We start from the raw sequence: 16,479 nt of genomic DNA on the forward strand, positions 1-16,479 counted from the left end.
CCAAAGGTTCAGCTGTCCCAGGTGAAAATCGGGTCGCCCGCTTCGACGTCGCCGCCGGTGAGCAGTCCCGAAAGGACTTCGGCCTTCGCGTCCAGCGCCACCACGGGCACGATCGGCGAGTAGCCGGCGGCCTTGACCGCGTCCGGGTCCCAGCCGACGACCGGCTGCCCGGCGCGGACGGCCTCGCCCTTGACGACGTGGAGGGTGAACCCCTCGCCCTTCTGCTTCACCGTGTCGATCCCGAGGTGGACCAGCACCCCGCGGCCGTCCTCGGTGGCCACCACGAAGGCGTGCGGGTGCAGGGTCACGACCGTCCCGTCGACCGGCGCGACCGCGTCCTGGCGCCCGCCCGAGGGCAGGACCGCGATGCCGGGGCCGACCATCGCCTGCGCGAAGACCGGATCGGGCACTTCGGTCATAGCGGTCGTCTTACCGCTCACCGGGCTGAGGATCTCCAGACTCACAGCAGATCCTCGATGTCACTGGCGATCGTGTCGGCCTCGGGCCCCACGATGACCTGGACACCGGCTCCCATCCGCACGACGCCCATCGCGCCCGCGGCCTTCAGAGCCGCCTCGTCGAGCAGGCTCATGTCTTCGAGCTCACAGCGGAGCCGGGTGATGCACCCCTCCACCTCGATGACGTTCTCGGCACCGCCGAGCGCCGCGAGGATCTTTTCCGGCCTGTCATCCGCCATCGCGGTCTCCTTGTTCCCTGTCGGTTTCCCACGTGCGAACCAGCTCTACTACGCCGTTCGCCGACTCGCACCCGATCCCTGGCCACGAACGCGTAACGGTGGTTGACACCCGCTCGTGCGACGGAGCATCCTGCCCCATCGGATCATTGGTCTAGACCGGAACGTACCAATCTTCCGGACCAGATGCGAGTACGGGTACCCAACCGAACGGACCGAAAGGACGGTGACCGTCATGAGCGCTTCGGCGCAGGTGCCGCCGTCCGACCGTGTGATCAACGGACCGACGCCCAAGCACGCCCAGCTGCGGGAGATTCTGCGCCGCACGGTGGAGCGTGAGCTACCCCCCGGCTCGCCTATCCCCTCGGAACGTGACCTCGCCGAGACCTATCAGGTGTCAAGGCTCACCGTCCGGTCCGCGATCGGCAAGCTGGTCGAAGAAGGACTCCTGTCGCGCGTGCGCGGCAAGGGGACGTTCACCGCCGCGAGGCGGATGGAATTGCAGCTCTATCTGATGTCCTTCACCGAGGACATGCGCCGTCGCGGGATGACCCCGACCACGGAGGTCGTCAAGACCGCCACCGAGGTCCCACCCGCCCCCTCGGCGCACGCTCTCGGCCTGACCGCCGGAACCCCGGCGCACCGGCTGGTGCGGCTCCGCCGTGCCGACGGGGTGCCGCTCGCGGTCGAACGTGGCTGGTATCACGCCGGGCGGATGCCCGGTTTGCTCGACCTCGATCTCACTCGATCGTTGTACGTCCAACTCGCCCAGTCGTATGACCTCCGCCCGGACCACGCGTGGCAGACGGTCTGGGCCGAATCCGCGGACCGCGAAACGGCACGCCTGCTCGGAATGCGCGCCGGCAGTCCGCTTCTTGTCTTCCGCCGGGTCTCCAGCGTCAACGGGGAGCCGATCGAAGACATGACTTCCTGGTACCGGGGCGATCACTACCAGGTCACCATGCAGCTCGACCGGAACACCCCGGATTCCGGTCACCATCCTCACTACGGAGGTACCCGATGAGCTCCACCACCGCCGAGGGGGCGAAGAGCAAAGGCAAGGGACTTGCCGGCCTTCAGCGCTTCGGCCGCAGCCTCATGCTCCCCATCGCCGCCCTGCCCGCCGCCGCGCTGCTGTCCAGGCTCGGTCAGCCTGACCTGCTCGGCAAGGACGGCCTCGGCTGGGACAAGGTCGCCGCGGCCATCGGTGCCGCGGGGGACTCGCTGTTCAACTGGCTGCCGCTCCTGTTCGCGGTGGGTATCGCTGTCGGGTTCGCCCGGAAGAGCGACGGTGCCACGGGCCTCGCCGCCGTGGTCGGCTTCTTCGTCTTCACCAGCGTTCTCCGCGTCTTCGCGCCGTTCGAGGAGCTTCCCGGCTGGGACCCCGAAAAACCCGCAGGCCTGATGCTCAACCCGATCAAATGGCCCTACAGCGTGCTGGCCGGTGTGATCGTCGGCCTCGTCACCGCGCTGCTGTGGCAGAAGTTCTACCGCATCAAGCTGCCGCCGTACCTGGCCTTCTTCGGCGGCCGCCGGTTCGTGCCGATCATCACCGCCCTGGTGCTGCTGGTCCTCGCGGTGCCGCTGGGCCTGGTCTTCCACTGGGTCAACGACGGCATCCAGGCCGCCGGTGAAGCGGTCACCGGCGCGCCCGTGGTCGGTGGCGGTATCTACGGCTTCCTCAACCGGCTCCTGATCCCGGTCGGTCTGCACCAGCTGCTGAACGTGCCGGTGTGGTTCATCTTCGACGGTGGCGACCTGACCCAGTTCTTCAAGGGCGACCCGACCCGCGGCACCTTCATGACCGGGTTCTTCCCGATCTTCATGTTCGCCATCCCCGCCGCGGCCCTGGCGATCTGGCAGACCGCGAAGCCCAGCCAGAAGAAGATCGTCGGCGGTGTGATGATCGCCGGTGCGCTGACCTCGTTCCTGACCGGTGTCACCGAGCCGATCGAGTTCTCGTTCATGTACGTCGCGTGGCCGCTGTACCTGATCCACGCGGTCCTGACCGGTACCTCGATGGCACTGGTGAACGCGCTCGACATCCACCTCGGCTTCGGCTTCTCCGCCGGCGCGATCGACTTCGGGCTCAACTTCAGCCACCCGGCGGCGAGCAGCAACGTCTGGCTGCTGATCCCGATCGGCCTGGCCTACGCGGCCGTCTACTACGTGATCTTCCGGTTCGTGATCACCAAGTGGAACCTGCGGACCCCGGGCCGCGAGGACGATGCGATCGAGGCCGATCTCGAAGCCACCGCGGCCAAGCCCGCCAAGTAGTTTCAGCTCCACAAGCACAAAGGCACGAAAGGGAAAGAACATGCCGGAGAAACGCGTCACCGTGGCCAGCAAGGTGGGCCTGCACGCCAGGCCCGCGGCGACGGTCGCCAAGGCGGCCGCGGCGCAGCCCGTCGCGGTGCACATCGCCAAGGCGGGTGGCGACCCGGTCGCGGCCGGCAGCGTGCTGAACCTGATGACGCTCGCCGCCGGTTACGGCGACGAGGTCATCATCAGTGCCGAGGGTGAAGGTGCCGAGGCCGCCGTCGACGCCATCGCCGAGCTGGTGGCGACGGACCTCGACGCCTGATCCCATCCCTGCGAAGCCCGGGCCGCCCCGACCGGCCCGGGCTTCGTAGGGTGTTGGCATGGAAAGCCTGCGCGAGATCGAACAGTGGCCGGTGGAAAACGCCGCCACGGCCGTGGTGACCGCCGCCGGTGACGTGCTGGGCACGCACGGCGATACGACGAAGGTGTACCGGCTGGCGTCGGTGACCAAACCGCTCACCGCCTACGCCGCGCTGATCGCCATCGAAGAGGGCGTCGTCGAACTCGACACCCCTGCCGGGCCGGAGGGCTCCACGATCCGGCATCTGCTCGCGCACACCTCGGGCCTGGCCTTCAACGAGCACAAGCCGATGGCCGCGCCGGGCAACCGCCGCCTGTACTCCAACGCCGGGTTCGAGCAGCTCGCCGACGCGCTCACCGAACATTCCGGGATCCCCTTCGCCGACTACCAGGCGGAGGCGCTTTTCCAGCCGCTGGGCATGAAGTCGACCAAGCTGACCGGTTCCCCCGCCTCGGGCGCGGAATCCACTGTGGACGACCTGGTCGCGTTCGCTGCCGAGCTGCACGCCCCGAAGCTCATCGCCGCCGAAACGGTGCGCGAGGCGACTTCCGTGGTCTTCCCCGGACTCTCCGGTGTCCTGCCCGGTTTCGGTCATCAGAAGCCGAACGACTGGGGCCTCGGTTTCGAGATCCGCGACCACAAGAGTCCACATTGGACCGGTTCGTCGAGCTCGCCGCGGACCTTCGGCCACTTCGGGCAGTCCGGCACGTTCCTCTGGGTCGATCCCGACGCCGGCGCCGCCTGCGTGGCGCTCACCGACCGCGCTTTCGGCCCGTGGGCGGCCGAGGTGTGGCCGCCCTACACCGACGCCGTGCTCGCGGAGCTGCGCGGCCTCACTCCATGACCCGGACCGGCGAACCCGCCCGGAAGGCCGCGATGTCCTCGACCGCGTCGCGGTAGAAGATCTCGTAGGCCTCCCGGGTGACGTAGCCGATGTGCGGGGTGAGCACGACGTTGTCCAGTGTCCGCAGCGGATGTCCGGACGGCAGCGGCTCGACGTCGTAGACGTCCAGCGCGGCGACCGCGATCTCTTTGCGGCGCAAGGAGTCCACCAGGGCGGCTTCGTCGACGATCGGGCCGCGTGAGGTGTTGACCAGGATCGCCGTCGGCTTCATCGAGGCGAGTTCGGGCGCGCCGACCAGACCCCGGCTGCGGTCGCTGAGCACCAGGTGGACCGAGAGGACGTCAGCGCGGGCGAACAGCTCGTCCTTCGGCACCGCCGTCACGCCGTGGGGGTCGGCCTTCTCCTGGGTGAGGTTCTGGCTCCACGCGATGGTCTCCATGCCGAACGCCTGGCCGATCTTGGCCGCCCCGGCGCCAAGCCTGCCGAGCCCGAGCAGGCCGAGGGTCTTGCCGGACAGGATCGTGCCGACCGTCGTCTGCCAGCCGCCCTCGCGCATGTTCTTCGACTCCACCGGGACGTTGCGCGCGGCGGCGAGGATCAGCGCCCAGGTGTGCTCGGCCGCCGGGGCCGCGATGTACCCCGTGGAGGAGACGACCACGCCGTTGCGCCGGGCGGCGGCCACGTCTATCGCGGCGTTGCGGTGGCCGGTGCTCACCAGCAGCTTGAGCGCGGGCAGCCGGTCGAGCACCTCGGCGGGGAAGCGGGTGCGTTCGCGCATCGCGACCACGACCTCGAAGTCCCGCAGGTGGGCCACCACGTCGGCGGGGTCCTCGAACGGCTTCGTGAACACCTCGATCTCGGCGCCGAGCGAGCCCCAGTCGGCGTAGTCGAGGGCGACGTTCTGGTAGTCGTCAAGAATCGCGATCTTCATGGGCCCAGGCTAGGGTTCGAACCCGAGAACCGCACAAGGGTGCCGACGGGGAGGAGAAGGCATGGACGTGGACGAGGGCAAGATCCTGGCCTGGACCGAGGCCGAGCGGCTGAGCTTCGCGGACCTGCTCGAAGAGCTCGACGAGAAGGACTGGTCGGCGGGCACGCTGTGTCCGAAGTGGACCGTCCACGAGCTGGCCGCGCATCTGGCGCTGTCCCCCAGGACCGGTCTCAAGGAGACCATCATCGGCGCCATCAAGGCCAGGGGCGACTGGGACCGGATGACCGCCGACCAGGCGATCGAGCACGCCACCCGGCACTCCCCCGCCGAACTCGTCGCCCAGATCCGCGAGGACGCGGGGTCGGCTCACCGCTCCCCCGGCGCCAAGCCGATCGACCCGCTCGCCGACGTCCTCATCCACGGCCAGGACATCGTCCGCCCGCTCGGCCGCACCCGGCCCATGCCCGAACAACCGACGATCGCGGCGCTCGAACACATCCTCGCGAGCCCGTTCTGGGGTGCGCGCAAACGCTGCAAGGGCGTGACGATGATCGCCACGGACGCCGGCTGGTCCGGCGGGTCGGGCCCCGACGAGGTGCGGGGCCCGCTCGCCGACCTGCTGCTCGCCGCGACCGGCCGGGGCACCGGCCTGGCCGCGCTCACCGGCCCGGGCGCGAAGCGGATCGGCGCCCACTGCAACCCGCCGGTCGAGGTCTGAGCCCTACCAGCGCGGGACGAACACGTCGACCCGCACCAGGTGGTGGTCCGAGGCGTCGTTGAGCCGGGCCAGCGGCGAATCCGGCAGCGGCCAGAACACCTCGGCGTGCCAGGGGAACAGGCCCTTGGACGGCAGGACGTAGTCGATCCGCAGGTTCCCCGGCGCGTTGTCGTTGAAGTCGCCGGTGTCGAAGTACGGGTCGCCCTTCTGGCCGATGTTGGCACCGGCCTGGTCCTGAGCCGCCCGTACGCCGCCTTCGCTACCCGGCCGGGTCTCGATGACGCGCGGCGCGTCCAGCAGGCGTGAGATCGCCCCTGGGACGCTGTCGCCGTCGAGCGGGTCGGAGTTGTGGTCACCGGCGATGACGAACTTCTCGTGCGCGCCCAGCCCGCCTCGGCGGCCGCGGTCGTCGTAGATGTAGCGGCCCTTGCCCGGGGTCACGTAGTCCGCCCAGAAACGGATCTCGTCGTTGTTACGGGTGCCGTTGCGGTCTTCGGGACCGTCGAAGGTGGGCGGCGTCGGGTGCGCGGCCAGGAAGTGCACGGTCGAGCGGCCGACCCGGATCGGGACGTCCCAGTGGGACTTCGACGACAGGCGCAGCACGTCGAGCGCCTGCGGCGAGTACCAGTCGTTCGGCGCCGGCGTGGCCGGGTCGTCCGGGAGCAGCGCGCCGGGCATGTCCTTCCAGCGGAACTTCTGGAAGGTCCGCACGCTCTTGGTGTCGATCGGGTACTTGGACAGCACGAGCATGCCGTACTGGCCCTCGAAGAGGCCGAAGCCGTGCGCGTCGTTGCCGCCGCCGACCTGGCCGTTGCGGTCGAGGTCGAACCCGGTTGCGACGCCGGTGTTGGACGGCGCGGTGAAGGCGTACGGGTAGTCGATCGGGGCCGCGCCGTTCTGGCCGCGCTTCAGGTAGTTCTCGCGGAACAGGTCGGCGGCGCGGTTGTCCGGCACGTAGTCGAACTCGTTGACCAGCAGCACGTCCGGCCGGTTGCGCTGGATCACCTCGGCGACCTCGTTCGCCTGCGCGTTGCCCGGCTGCGACAGGTCGGTCACCAGCTGGCCGGCGGCGCCGCGGTTGAGCGAGGCGTTGAACGTCGCGAAACGGACGTTCTTCCCGGCGGTGGCTTCCGCCGGGGTGGCGGCCAGCAGCGTCCCGGCCAGCAAGGCGCCCGAGGTGAGCACGGCGGCGATGCGTTTCACGGTCTTGAACTCCCCGTTGTGAGGGCGGCGGTCGGTGCGACCTTACGCATCGACCGTGGCCGCCGGGGTGAGCTTCAGGTGAACAGCATCTCTTGAACGCGTTCAAAATCTGGGCTACGGTACTTCTTGAACACGTTCAAAAGGAGGTCCCCATGCAACCCGTCGTCGTGGCCTACGCGCTCTACCTGGCCATCACCGTCCCCCTGACCGTCCTGGTCGCCCGCACCCTGAGCAGGCACGGCAAGACGTTCCTGGAAGACGTCTTCCAGGACAAACAAGCGCTGGCGCATTCGGTCAACCAACTGCTCGTCGTCGGGTTCTACCTGGTCAGCCTGGGGTTCGTGACCCTGTTCCTGACCAGCAACGACACCGTCCTCGACGCGCGCGACGTCTTCGAGATGGTGTCGGTCAAGGTCGGCACCGTGGCGCTCGTGCTCGGCGTCATGCACGTCGGCAACGTGCTGGTGTTCAACGGCATCCGGCGCAAGCACCTCAACCACGCCATCCCGCGGCCCGCGCCGGTTCCGCCGCCCTACCCCGGCTACCCGGCGCCCGCTCCGCACCCCGCGCCTTGACCGGATAACGTGCAGTGGTGGCGAAGAGTGAGGAGACCAGGTCGCTGATCGTGGCGACCGCGTTGCGGCTGTTCGCGGAGAACGGCTACGACCGCACGACCATGCGGGCCATCGCGGGCGAGGCGGGCGTGTCGGTCGGGAACGCCTACTACTACTTCGCCTCGAAAGACCAGCTGATCCAGGGTTTCTACGACGAGATCGCCAAAGGGCACCTGACGATGGCACGCCAGGCGATCGAAGGTGAGCGGGACTTCAGCGAGCGGCTCAAGACGGTCCTGCTCACCTGGCTCGACGTCGCCGAGCCGTACCACCGCTTCGGCACCCAGCTCTTCGTCAACGCCGCCGACCCGGAATCGCCGCTGAGCCCGTTCAGCGAGGAGTCGACGCCCGCGCGGGAGGCCTCCGTCGGCCTGATGCGCGACGTCATCGCCGACTCCGACGCCAAACTCGACCCGGACCTGCGCGACGAACTGCCCGATCTGCTGTGGCTGTACCAGATGGGCGTCGTGCTGTTCTGGGTCCACGATCGCTCTCGCGGCCAGAAACGCAGCCGCGTGCTGGTGGAACGGACGGTGCCGCTGATCGCGCGGCTGGTGGGGCTTTCGCGGCTGCGGGTGCTGCGGCCGGTCAGCCGGGAGATCGTCTCGCTGATCCGGGACCTCTCGAAGCGGGACGACACCGTCTGATACGCATTTCGTCCTCTAAATGCGTATCAGACGGCTCGCATTCAGAGGACTAAACGCCGGGCTCCCGGACGGTCTTGAAGTACAGGAACCGCGGTTTCGTCCGCAGGACCGTGTACCACCGCGGGTCGGAGTCGGCGATCGTCTCCTCCGGCATCGGCTCCACCAGCCTGTCGACGGCGAACCCGGCGTCCCGCACCGCGCCGAACGTCCAGCTCAGCGGCCGCCGGTAGAACTGGACCTTCTGCCGGTACTCCCCCAGCGGGAACTCGTCGTCGAGCAGTTCGAGCTGGAAGTAGTTCTCCTTCTCGAACCAGCGCCAGTCCTCGCCGGGATGGTGCACCGAGAACACCAGCAGCCCGCCCGGCTTCAGCACCCTCCGGAACTCCGCCAGCGCCGGCGCCCACTCCTTCAGGTAGTGCAGCACCAGCGACGCGGTGATGACGTCGATCGAAGCGTCCTCGACGAACGTCAGCGGCCGCGAAACGTCGGCCGTCTCGAACTTCGCGACGTCCCCGAACTTGTCCCTGGCGACGGCGACCATGCCCGCGCTGGCGTCGACGCCGAGAACGTCCGCGCCCTTCGCGGCGAGCAGCGCGCTCAGATGCCCCGCCGCGCAGCCGACGTCCAGCACCCGCTTGCCCGCCACGTCCCCGGCCAGCTCGACGATGGCGGGACGGTCGTAGTGGGCGTTGGTGCTGCTGGTCTCGGCGTGCGCCGCGTAGAGCCGGGCGAAACCGTCGTACTGGGCGGCCCGTGCCCGTTCGATGATCTCGTCGATCACCTCGGTCTTGGCGTCGGCGTACTGCTGGATGTACTTCCAGGTGCGCGACGCCAGTTCGCGTTTCTTGGCCTCGTACAGTTTCAGCTCGTCCTCGTGCGCGATCAGGCGGTCGCGAAAGAGGCGGTAGCGCTCGGTCTGGCCGTTGTCCGGCGAGTAGACGTGCAGGTTGATGTTGGTGTCCGGGCCTTTGAAGCTGCGGTGCTTCTCCCACTCCGGTTCGCGGATGACGAGCCGGTACCCCGCCGCTTCCAAATCCGGCAGATAGGTGTCCTCGTCGTTCGAATCCGCGACGATCAGCATGATGTCGATGATCGGTTTCGCGCAGAGTCCCGGTACCGATGTGGAGCCGACGTGCTCCAGGACCAGTGCGCGTTCCCCCAGGATCCCCCTGATGCGCTTGGCTTCCCGGTCGAACAGCGCGGGCCATTCCGGATCGTATTCGGCCAGCGTGACGGTGGAATTCAGGACCGGAGCCTGACCGACCCACGCGCTGTGGATGTCTTCTTCGGTGTAGTCGTCTCGATCGGGTTTAGGCATGTGACCCCCTTGGTTCCTTGCTCAAGGCAGTCGGCCAGATTATCGAACTCGAACGATCTTGTCAGGCGTTTCCGCTCAAAGAATCGGCAAAGAAAGGATTCCGCCGGTCGCCTCGCGCAGCGCGTCCCGCATTTCGGCCCGCGGCGCCGGCTGTCCGGTGAAGTACTCGGATTGCCCGAAAGCCTGGTGCAGCAGCATGTCCAGTCCGGTCGCCAGCCGCCCACCCCGGTCGGCGACGGCTTCGGCGAGCGCGGTCGGCCAGGGGTGGTAGATGACGTCGAGGACGCAGCCGATCCCGGCCAGCTCCGTCAGATGTGGCCGGACGGCGTCCGGGGGGACGGTGTTCACCAGCACCGCCGAGTCCCCGGCGAGCTTCCCGAAGTCGGCGTCGGCCCAGCGCAGGACCTCGACGTCGAGCCCGGCCCGCTGAGCCGCCTCGACGGTTTCCGTCGCCCGCGCGGGATCCCGCACGACGAGCCGGACCGTCCGCACGCCGAGCGTGGCCAGCCCGACGACGGCCGCCGCGGCCGTTCCGCCCGCGCCGAGAACGACGGCCGCGTCGTCCGCACCGGGCGAGTACTCCCCCGCGATCCGCAAGGCCTCGGTGACGCCGTCGACGTCGGTGCAGTCGGCCAGCCAGCCGGTTTCCCGGCGCACCAGCGTGTTCGCCGCGCCGACGGCGGCCGCGCGCGGCGTGACCTCGCCGGCGTACTCCAGCGCGGCCCGTTTCCCCGGCATGGTCACCGAAAGCCCGGTCCACTCGGAACCCAGACCGTCGACGAACGCGGGCAGCCCCGGACCGTCCATCTCGACCCGCTCGTAGGTCCAGCCGTCCAGGCCCAGCGCCCGGAAGGCGGCGCCGTGCAGGACGGGCGAGAGCGAGTGTTCGACCGGTTTCCCGAGGATCGCGGCCTTGCGCTTAGTAGACACCGCGCCTCTGTGCGTCCAGCTTGGCCTTGTTGTGCTCGTCGTTCGTCACCGTGAAGCAGGAGAGCCCGTTCTTCTCGCATTTGACGAAGAACAGCCACTCACCCGCCGCCGGCTTCAGCGCGGCCTGGATCGCCTCCGCGCTCGGGACCGCGATCGGCGTCGGGGTCAGGCCGACGAATTTGTAGGTGTTGTAGGCGCCCGCTTTGTCCCGGTCTTCGGGTTTGGTGAGCAGGGTCGGCCGGTCGAGGACGTAGTTGATGGTCGAGTCCATCTCGAGCCGCATCTTCTCGTCGATACGGTTGTAGATGACCCGCGAGATCTTCCCGAAGTCGGCCTTCACCGCCTCGCGTTCGATGATCGAGGCGATGACGAGCGTCTCGTACGGCGTCTTGCCCTCGCCCTTCGACTGGTCGCTCAGCCCCGCGTTGAGGATGCGCTCGGCGGAGGTCTTCACGACGTTGGTGAGCAACTCCTCGGCCGTCCATCCGGGCTTGACGTTGAAGATGCCCGGCGCGATGAGCCCTTCGAGCCGCCGGTCCTTGTGCTCGGCCTTCGTGGCGGACTCGACCGCCCACGACGGCACGCCCAGCTTCGCCAGATCCGCGTTCTCGATCGTCTTCCGCAGTTCTTCGACCGGGATGCAGGTGCTCGTGCCGTTCAGGTCCGCGCAGGAAGCCTTGGACAGCAACGTGTACACGCCGGGCGTCTTTTTGCCGTCGGGCTGGGTGATGTCGTGGAACTGGGTGTACGGCCGGATCTCGACCTGGCCGACCTTCGACGTGGGCGCGATCATCTTCTCGACCGCGCTGGCCCCGGACATCTTCGTCTTCATGACGTAGTAGCCCTGCTGCAGCCGCGAGACGGCGGTGTTGTCCTCCCCCGCCTTCACGAACGCCTTGCCGCTGGCGACCACCCCGGCCGCCTGCAGCCGGTTGCCGATCGCCGACGTCGAGTCGCCCTTCTCCACCTGGACGAGGACGTCGCTCTCGCCGGTGCCTTCGTAGTCGTCGTAGCCGAAGATCTCGGTGAAGCCGTAGTAGGCGCCACCGGCGAGCAGCACGAGCACGGCCAGCGCGGCGATCCAGCCCAGCGCACGCTTCTTCTTGCGCTTCTTGGGCGGAGGCCCTTGGCGTTCCGGGCGTTCGTCCTCGATGCGCTCGGGTTCGGCGCGGTCTTCGTCGTCGAAGCCCTGCTCGTCTTCGTAATCCTCGTAGTCGTCGTACTCGTCATAGTCGTCGTACGCGTCTTCGCCGAAGATCTCGTCGTACTCCTCTTCGCTGCCCTGAGGCGGCGGAGGAGCGGCACCGGGGCGCCGGGCGATCGGCGCTTCCTGGATCGCGGGGATGATGTCGGTCGGCCGCTCGTCCGGGAGCGGGCCGTCGTCCTCGCGGCGCCTGCGGCGGCCGGGACGGGGAGGCTCTTCCTGGGCATAGGCGGGTACGCCAAGACCCCGGTCACCCGGCTGGGGGGACCGCCGCTGCGGTGCGGGAGGCGGTGGTGGCTGTTGTGGTGGCGGGGCCGCGGGTTCCGTGGCCCGCCGGTGCGGGGCCGGACGCTGCGCGCGGGGCGGCGGTTCGTCGGCGGCCCGGCGCGCACGCGGAGGAGGCTGCTCTTCGGGGGACCGGCGGGCGCGAGGCGGCGGTTCTTCCGCCGCACGCCGTACGCGCGGTGCGGGCGGGGCCTCGGGCGGCTCCTGCCGGATGTGCCGCCGTCCCGTCGGCTGGGGTTCGGGCCTGCGCCGGGGCGGGGCCGGTGGCGGGCCTGCCTCTTCAGGCTCCCGCAACCTTCGTCTACCGCCCTGACGGCGTTCGGGCCGGCCGTGGGGCTCGGTCATGTGTCGCCCTTCCGTGCGCGATGTGCCGCTACCGCGTCGATCCACGCCTGCAGGATCTCGACCGCGGCCGCCTGATCGACGACGGCACGTTGCTTACGTCCCTTCACCCCACGCTGCGACAGCATCCTGGATGCCGTCACCGTGGTCAACCGCTCGTCGGCCAGCCGCACCGGCACCGGAGCGATCCTGGCCGCGACCTTTTCGGCGTAGTCCAGCGCCGCTTCGGCCGCCGGACCGTGGCGGTCCTTGAGCGTCCGTGGCAGCCCGACGACGACTTCGACCACGTCGTGTTCCGTGACGAGTTCGACGAGCTGGTCGACGTCCTTGTCGCCAGTCGCGTCGCGAGTGAGGGTAACGAGCGGGCTCGCGAGGATGGGGTCGGGATCGCTGAGCGCGATCCCGACCCGGACGGATCCGACATCCACCCCGAGCCGCCTGCCGCGCCCCGGATCGGACTCCCCAGGCCGATCCGGGCGCCGCTGAGGGGCGTCGTCAGCCAACTTCGGCGACCGCCGCGCGCAGTGAGGCGATGGCCTGCTCCGCCCCCGCGGGGTTGGTGCCACCGCCCTGGGCCATGTCCGGCTTGCCGCCGCCACGGCCGCCGATCGCCTCGGCGAAGGACGGGACGAGCTTGCCCGCCGCGATGCCCTTCTCCTGCGCCGCCTTGGTGGTGGCGACGACGAAGGCGACCTTCTCGCCCTGGGGCGCGAAGAGCGCGACGATGCCGGGCCGGTTGCCGAGCCTGCCGCGGATGTCCGAAGCCAGCGCGCGCAGGCCGTTCGAGTCGACGCCCTCGCCGAGCTTCTCCGCGACGACGGCGATCCCGCCGATGTCCTCGGCCTTGTCCGCGAGCGAGCCCGCCGAACCGAGCACCTGCTGGGTGCGCAGCTGCTCGATCTCCTTCTCGGCGTTCTTGAGCCGGGTGAGCACGTCGTCGATCCGCGACGGCAGCTGCTCCGACGGCACCTTGAAGGTGTTCGCGAGCTGCGAGACGAGCAGCTGCTCCTTGCGGACGTACTTGAGCGCGTCCGTGCCGACCAGCGCCTCGACGCGGTGCACGCCGGAACCGATGGACGAGTCGCCCACCAGCTTCACGAGGCCGAGCTGGCCGATCCGGTCGACGTGGGTGCCGCCGCACAGTTCGCGGGAGTACTCGCCCATGTCGACGACGCGGACATCGTTGCCGTACTTCTCGCCGAACAGCGCGACCGCGCCCAGTTCGAGGGCCTTGTCCTTCGTGGTGACGAAGGTGTTCACCTCGACGTTGGTCTGGAGGTAGTCGTTGACCTCCTCCTCGACCTCGGTGAGCACGTCGGACGAGACGCCGCCGGAGGTGGTGAAGTCGAACCGCATCCGGCCCGGCGAGTTCAGCGAACCGGCCTGCGCCGCGCGCTTGCCGTACGCGCCGCGCACGGCCGCGTGGACCAGGTGCGTCGCGGAGTGGGACCGCTCGATCGACAGGCGACGGTGCTGGTCGACCGAACCGGTGAGCGTGCTGCCGACGCCGACCTCGCCGTCGACGACCTCGACGCGGTGCACGAACAGGCCCGGCACGATCTTCTGCACGTCGTGGACCTTGAGCTCGACGCCGTCACCGAGCAGCACGCCGGTGTCGGCGACCTGGCCACCGCTCTCGGCGTAGAACGGCGTGCGGTCCAGGACCAGCTCCGCCTTCTTGCCCGCGCCGACGCTGCGCACCGGGACGCCGTCTTCGAGCAGCGCGACGACCTTCGCTTCGGCCTGCAGGTCCGTGTAGCCGAGGAACTCGGTCTCGCCGCTCTGCTCCAGCACCTTGCGGTACTCGGACAGGTCGCCGTGCCCGGTCTTGCGCGACGCCGCGTCGGCCTTCGCGCGCTGCCGCTGCTCGTTCATGAGCGTGCGGAAGCCCTCTTCGTCGACGGTCAGGCCCTGCTCGGACGCCATCTCCAGGGTCAGGTCGATCGGGAAGCCGTAGGTGTCGTGCAGCTGGAACGCCTTGTCGCCGGCCAGCAGCGAGCCGCCCTCGCGCTTGGTCTCCTCGGCCGCGAGGTCGAAGATGCGCGAACCGCTGGTCAGCGTGGAGAGGAAGGCCTCCTCCTCGACGCGGACGACGTCCTCGATGCGGTCGAAACCGGAGACCAGCTCGGGGTACGTCGGACCCATCGTGTCGCGGACGACCGCGGCGAAGGCGGGCAGCACCGGCTCGTGCACGCCGAGCAGGCGCGCGGAGCGGACGATGCGGCGCAGCAGACGGCGCAGCACGTAACCGCGGCCGTCGTTGCCCGGGGTGACGCCGTCGCCGATGAGCAGGACACCGGTGCGGGCGTGGTCGGCGATGACGCGGAAGCGGACGTCGTCGGTGTGGTCGGAGCCGTAGCGGCGGCCGGAGAACTCCTCGGCGCGGCCGATCACCGGGCGGACGAGGTCGGTCTCGTAGACGTTCTCGACGCCCTGCAGGATCGTCGCGACGCGCTCGACACCCATACCGGTGTCGATGTTCTTCTTCGGCAGCTCGCCGATCGGCTTGTGGCCGTGCTTCGGGCTCTTGTCGCCCCGCACGTCCTGCATGAAGACGAGGTTCCAGATCTCGATGTAGCGGTCCTCGTCGGCGACCGGGCCGCCTTCGCGGCCGTAGTCCGGGCCGCGGTCGTAGTAGATCTCCGAGCACGGGCCACCGGGACCGGGCACGCCCATGTCCCAGTAGTTGTCCTTGCCGTCACGGGACTGGATGCGCTCGCCGGGCAGGCCGGTGAGCTTCTTCCACAGGCCCGCGGCCTCGGAGTCGTCCTCGTAGACGGTCGCCCAGATGCGCGCCGGGTCGAGACCGTAGCCACCTTCGCTCTGGGGCTTCGTGATCAGCTCCCAGGCCGCCTCGATGGCGCCTTCCTTGAAGTAGTCGCCGAAGGAGAAGTTCCCGGCCATCTGGAAGAACGTGTTGTGCCGGGTGGTCTTGCCGACCTCGTCGATGTCCGGCGTGCGGACGCACTTCTGGACGCTGGTCGCGCGCGGGTACGGCGGCGGGGCCTCGCCGAGGAAGTACGGCTTGAACTGGACCATGCCCGCGTTGACGAACAGCAGGTTCGGGTCGTCGAGGATCAGCGGCGCGCTGGGCACGCGCGTGTGTCCCTTGTTCTCGAAATGGCTCAGAAAACGCTGGGTGATTTCGTGTGTTTCCACGGGATCGTCCTTGTATACGGGCTCGCGCGAAAGCGCTGGGAATGCGGACAGGCCGGAACGGCGGAGGGCTGGGCTCTTCTGATCGCGGACGCGACCCGATCAGCCCTCCGCCCGGCGAGCTCGCCGGACCGGGCGACGCGGCTGGGCCGCGTGCCTGCCCGCAGGGCCTTCCGAGGCCGTGCTCAAACCGGTGCGTTCGGACACCATGTCGTGCAGCTCCTGTTCCCGTTCGTTCATCCCGGCGCGGACCTCCGCGCCGAACGAACCGACGGCGCCCGCGAGTTCCCGCACGGCGTCGCCCAGGTTCGAGGCTAACCCCGCCGGAGTGGCCTGGCGAGCGGTTTCCGTCGCTTTGCGTGACAGGGCGACGCCGGCGACGACGCCGACACCGAGCCAGAACAGGCGCTTCATTTGCGGCCCCGCTTCTTCGCCGGGCGCGCGGCCTTCGCTTCCGCCTTCTTGCGGCGGGCCTTGATCGCCTTGCTGAGGCCGTAGGACAGCGCGGCCGTCTTCACGAGCGGACCACCGAGCGTCGCGGTGAACACCGACGACAGCGCGGACACGTTGCCGGACACGGCCTGCGCGTTGGCGGTGATGCCGTCGACCCGCTCCAGCTGCGTGTTGACGTGCGTGATCGTCTGGTTCGCGCCGATCAGCAGCGGGTCGGTGTTCTCGTGCGCCTTGCGGATGGCGATCGTGGCCTCGTCCAGGGTCCGGCCGAGCTTGAACAGCACGATCGCCAGCAGCACGACGAGTACGACGAATGCTCCTGCGGCGATCAGCGCGGCGATCTGCCCTGCCGACACGGGCCCTCCTCAAGGGTCTGCGGTCTTGGTGCCCGTGAGGTTACCGTCCCGCCAGCCGTTCAGCGGTGTCACCCCGCCGGACCGTCACTCAGCGCAGTGAGCCGGGCCGGGGAGCGTGGCGAACGTTGTTCGCCGCCAAGACGACCTGTTCGGTTCTTGTG

Annotated in this window: 17 protein-coding genes and 1 pseudogene; 7 read left to right on the forward strand and 11 right to left on the reverse strand. The window is 69.1% G+C overall.

Annotated elements, in window-relative coordinates:
• Nucleotides 1-8 precede the first annotated feature (8 nt).
• Complete coding sequence (locus tag IE302_RS09900) at nucleotides 9-464, reverse strand: PTS sugar transporter subunit IIA (protein WP_016333082.1); 456 nt, start codon at nucleotides 462-464, stop codon at nucleotides 9-11.
• A pseudogene (locus IE302_RS09905) lies at nucleotides 461-715 on the reverse strand (PTS sugar transporter subunit IIB); the annotation flags it as partial. The gene IE302_RS09900 and the pseudogene IE302_RS09905, both read right to left, overlap by 4 nt.
• A gap of 214 nt (nucleotides 716-929) precedes the next feature.
• Here IE302_RS09905 and IE302_RS09910 point away from each other — a divergent pair.
• The 4 genes from IE302_RS09910 to IE302_RS09925 are packed head-to-tail and all read left to right on the forward strand — an operon-like array spanning nucleotide 930 to nucleotide 4,161.
• The gene (locus tag IE302_RS09910; protein WP_191254040.1) at nucleotides 930-1,718 is read left to right on the forward strand and encodes a GntR family transcriptional regulator; all 789 of its coding nucleotides are present in this window, start codon (nucleotides 930-932) and stop codon (nucleotides 1,716-1,718) included.
• Nucleotides 1,715-2,971 carry a PTS transporter subunit EIIC gene (locus tag IE302_RS09915; RefSeq protein ID WP_191254042.1) on the forward strand — a complete coding sequence of 419 codons (1,257 nt, stop codon included), beginning with the start codon at nucleotides 1,715-1,717 and terminating at the stop codon, nucleotides 2,969-2,971. The genes IE302_RS09910 and IE302_RS09915 overlap by 4 nt, the downstream gene beginning before the upstream one ends.
• Before the next feature lie 40 nt (nucleotides 2,972-3,011).
• Entirely contained in the window at nucleotides 3,012-3,278 is a 267-nt protein-coding gene (locus tag IE302_RS09920; protein WP_007031200.1) for an HPr family phosphocarrier protein, read from the forward strand.
• Nucleotides 3,279-3,336: 58 nt separating this feature from the next.
• Entirely contained in the window at nucleotides 3,337-4,161 is an 825-nt protein-coding gene (locus IE302_RS09925) for a serine hydrolase domain-containing protein (protein ID WP_191254044.1), read from the forward strand.
• On the opposite strand, the gene IE302_RS09930 is transcribed toward IE302_RS09925, so the two are convergent.
• Entirely contained in the window at nucleotides 4,151-5,092 is a 942-nt protein-coding gene (locus IE302_RS09930; RefSeq protein ID WP_191254046.1) for a D-2-hydroxyacid dehydrogenase family protein, read from the reverse strand. The two genes, IE302_RS09925 and IE302_RS09930, sit on opposite strands and share 11 nt — an antisense overlap.
• 61 nt (nucleotides 5,093-5,153) lie before the next feature.
• Between IE302_RS09930 and IE302_RS09935 the strand changes: the two genes are divergently transcribed.
• Nucleotides 5,154-5,810 carry a maleylpyruvate isomerase family mycothiol-dependent enzyme gene (locus IE302_RS09935; RefSeq protein WP_191254047.1) on the forward strand — a complete coding sequence of 219 codons (657 nt, stop codon included), beginning with the start codon at nucleotides 5,154-5,156 and terminating at the stop codon, nucleotides 5,808-5,810.
• Nucleotides 5,811-5,813: 3 nt separating this feature from the next.
• Here IE302_RS09935 and IE302_RS09940 read toward each other — a convergent pair whose 3' ends face one another.
• Nucleotides 5,814-7,013, reverse strand: coding sequence for an endonuclease/exonuclease/phosphatase family protein (locus IE302_RS09940; protein WP_191254049.1), 1,200 nt, complete (start codon nucleotides 7,011-7,013; stop codon nucleotides 5,814-5,816).
• 152 nt (nucleotides 7,014-7,165) lie between these two features.
• On the opposite strand from IE302_RS09940, the gene IE302_RS09945 reads away from it, so the two are divergent.
• Together IE302_RS09945 and IE302_RS09950 are read left to right on the forward strand one after the other, a co-directional pair.
• Nucleotides 7,166-7,588 (forward strand): hypothetical protein, encoded by a 423-nt coding sequence (locus IE302_RS09945; RefSeq protein WP_191254051.1) that lies wholly within the window; start codon nucleotides 7,166-7,168, stop codon nucleotides 7,586-7,588.
• A gap of 17 nt (nucleotides 7,589-7,605) precedes the next feature.
• Entirely contained in the window at nucleotides 7,606-8,274 is a 669-nt protein-coding gene (locus IE302_RS09950; RefSeq protein WP_191254053.1) for a TetR/AcrR family transcriptional regulator, read from the forward strand.
• 49 nt (nucleotides 8,275-8,323) lie between these two features.
• Here IE302_RS09950 and IE302_RS09955 read toward each other — a convergent pair whose 3' ends face one another.
• The 7 genes from IE302_RS09955 to IE302_RS09985 form a co-directional block, all read right to left on the reverse strand.
• Nucleotides 8,324-9,592, reverse strand: a complete 1,269-nt coding sequence (locus IE302_RS09955; RefSeq protein WP_191254054.1) for a GrpB family protein — start codon at nucleotides 9,590-9,592, stop codon at nucleotides 8,324-8,326.
• 75 nt (nucleotides 9,593-9,667) lie between these two features.
• On the reverse strand, nucleotides 9,668-10,498 hold the full coding sequence (locus IE302_RS09960) for a shikimate dehydrogenase (RefSeq protein WP_229907746.1): 831 nt from the start codon (nucleotides 10,496-10,498) through the stop codon (nucleotides 9,668-9,670).
• Between the two features lie 13 nt (nucleotides 10,499-10,511).
• Complete coding sequence (mltG, locus tag IE302_RS42700) at nucleotides 10,512-12,356, reverse strand: endolytic transglycosylase MltG (protein WP_373307931.1); 1,845 nt, start codon at nucleotides 12,354-12,356, stop codon at nucleotides 10,512-10,514.
• A complete protein-coding gene (gene ruvX, locus IE302_RS09970) occupies nucleotides 12,353-12,781 on the reverse strand; it encodes a Holliday junction resolvase RuvX (protein ID WP_020637269.1) in 429 nt (142 codons plus the stop codon). Before ruvX ends, mltG begins: the two co-directional genes overlap by 4 nt.
• Nucleotides 12,782-12,848: 67 nt before the next feature.
• Nucleotides 12,849-15,512: an alanine--tRNA ligase gene (alaS, locus tag IE302_RS09975; RefSeq protein WP_191254060.1), complete on the reverse strand. Its 2,664-nt coding sequence runs from the start codon at nucleotides 15,510-15,512 to the stop codon at nucleotides 12,849-12,851.
• 99 nt (nucleotides 15,513-15,611) lie between these two features.
• The gene (locus IE302_RS09980) at nucleotides 15,612-15,923 is read right to left on the reverse strand and encodes a hypothetical protein (protein ID WP_005157208.1); all 312 of its coding nucleotides are present in this window, start codon (nucleotides 15,921-15,923) and stop codon (nucleotides 15,612-15,614) included.
• Nucleotides 15,920-16,318 carry a DUF948 domain-containing protein gene (locus IE302_RS09985; RefSeq protein WP_191254062.1) on the reverse strand — a complete coding sequence of 133 codons (399 nt, stop codon included), beginning with the start codon at nucleotides 16,316-16,318 and terminating at the stop codon, nucleotides 15,920-15,922. The genes IE302_RS09980 and IE302_RS09985 overlap by 4 nt, the downstream gene beginning before the upstream one ends.
• Nucleotides 16,319-16,479: the final 161 nt, after the last annotated feature.

It is taken from the genome of Amycolatopsis oliviviridis, assembly GCF_014654365.1.
GTDB classification, from domain to species: Bacteria; Actinomycetota; Actinomycetes; order Mycobacteriales; family Pseudonocardiaceae; genus Amycolatopsis; species Amycolatopsis oliviviridis.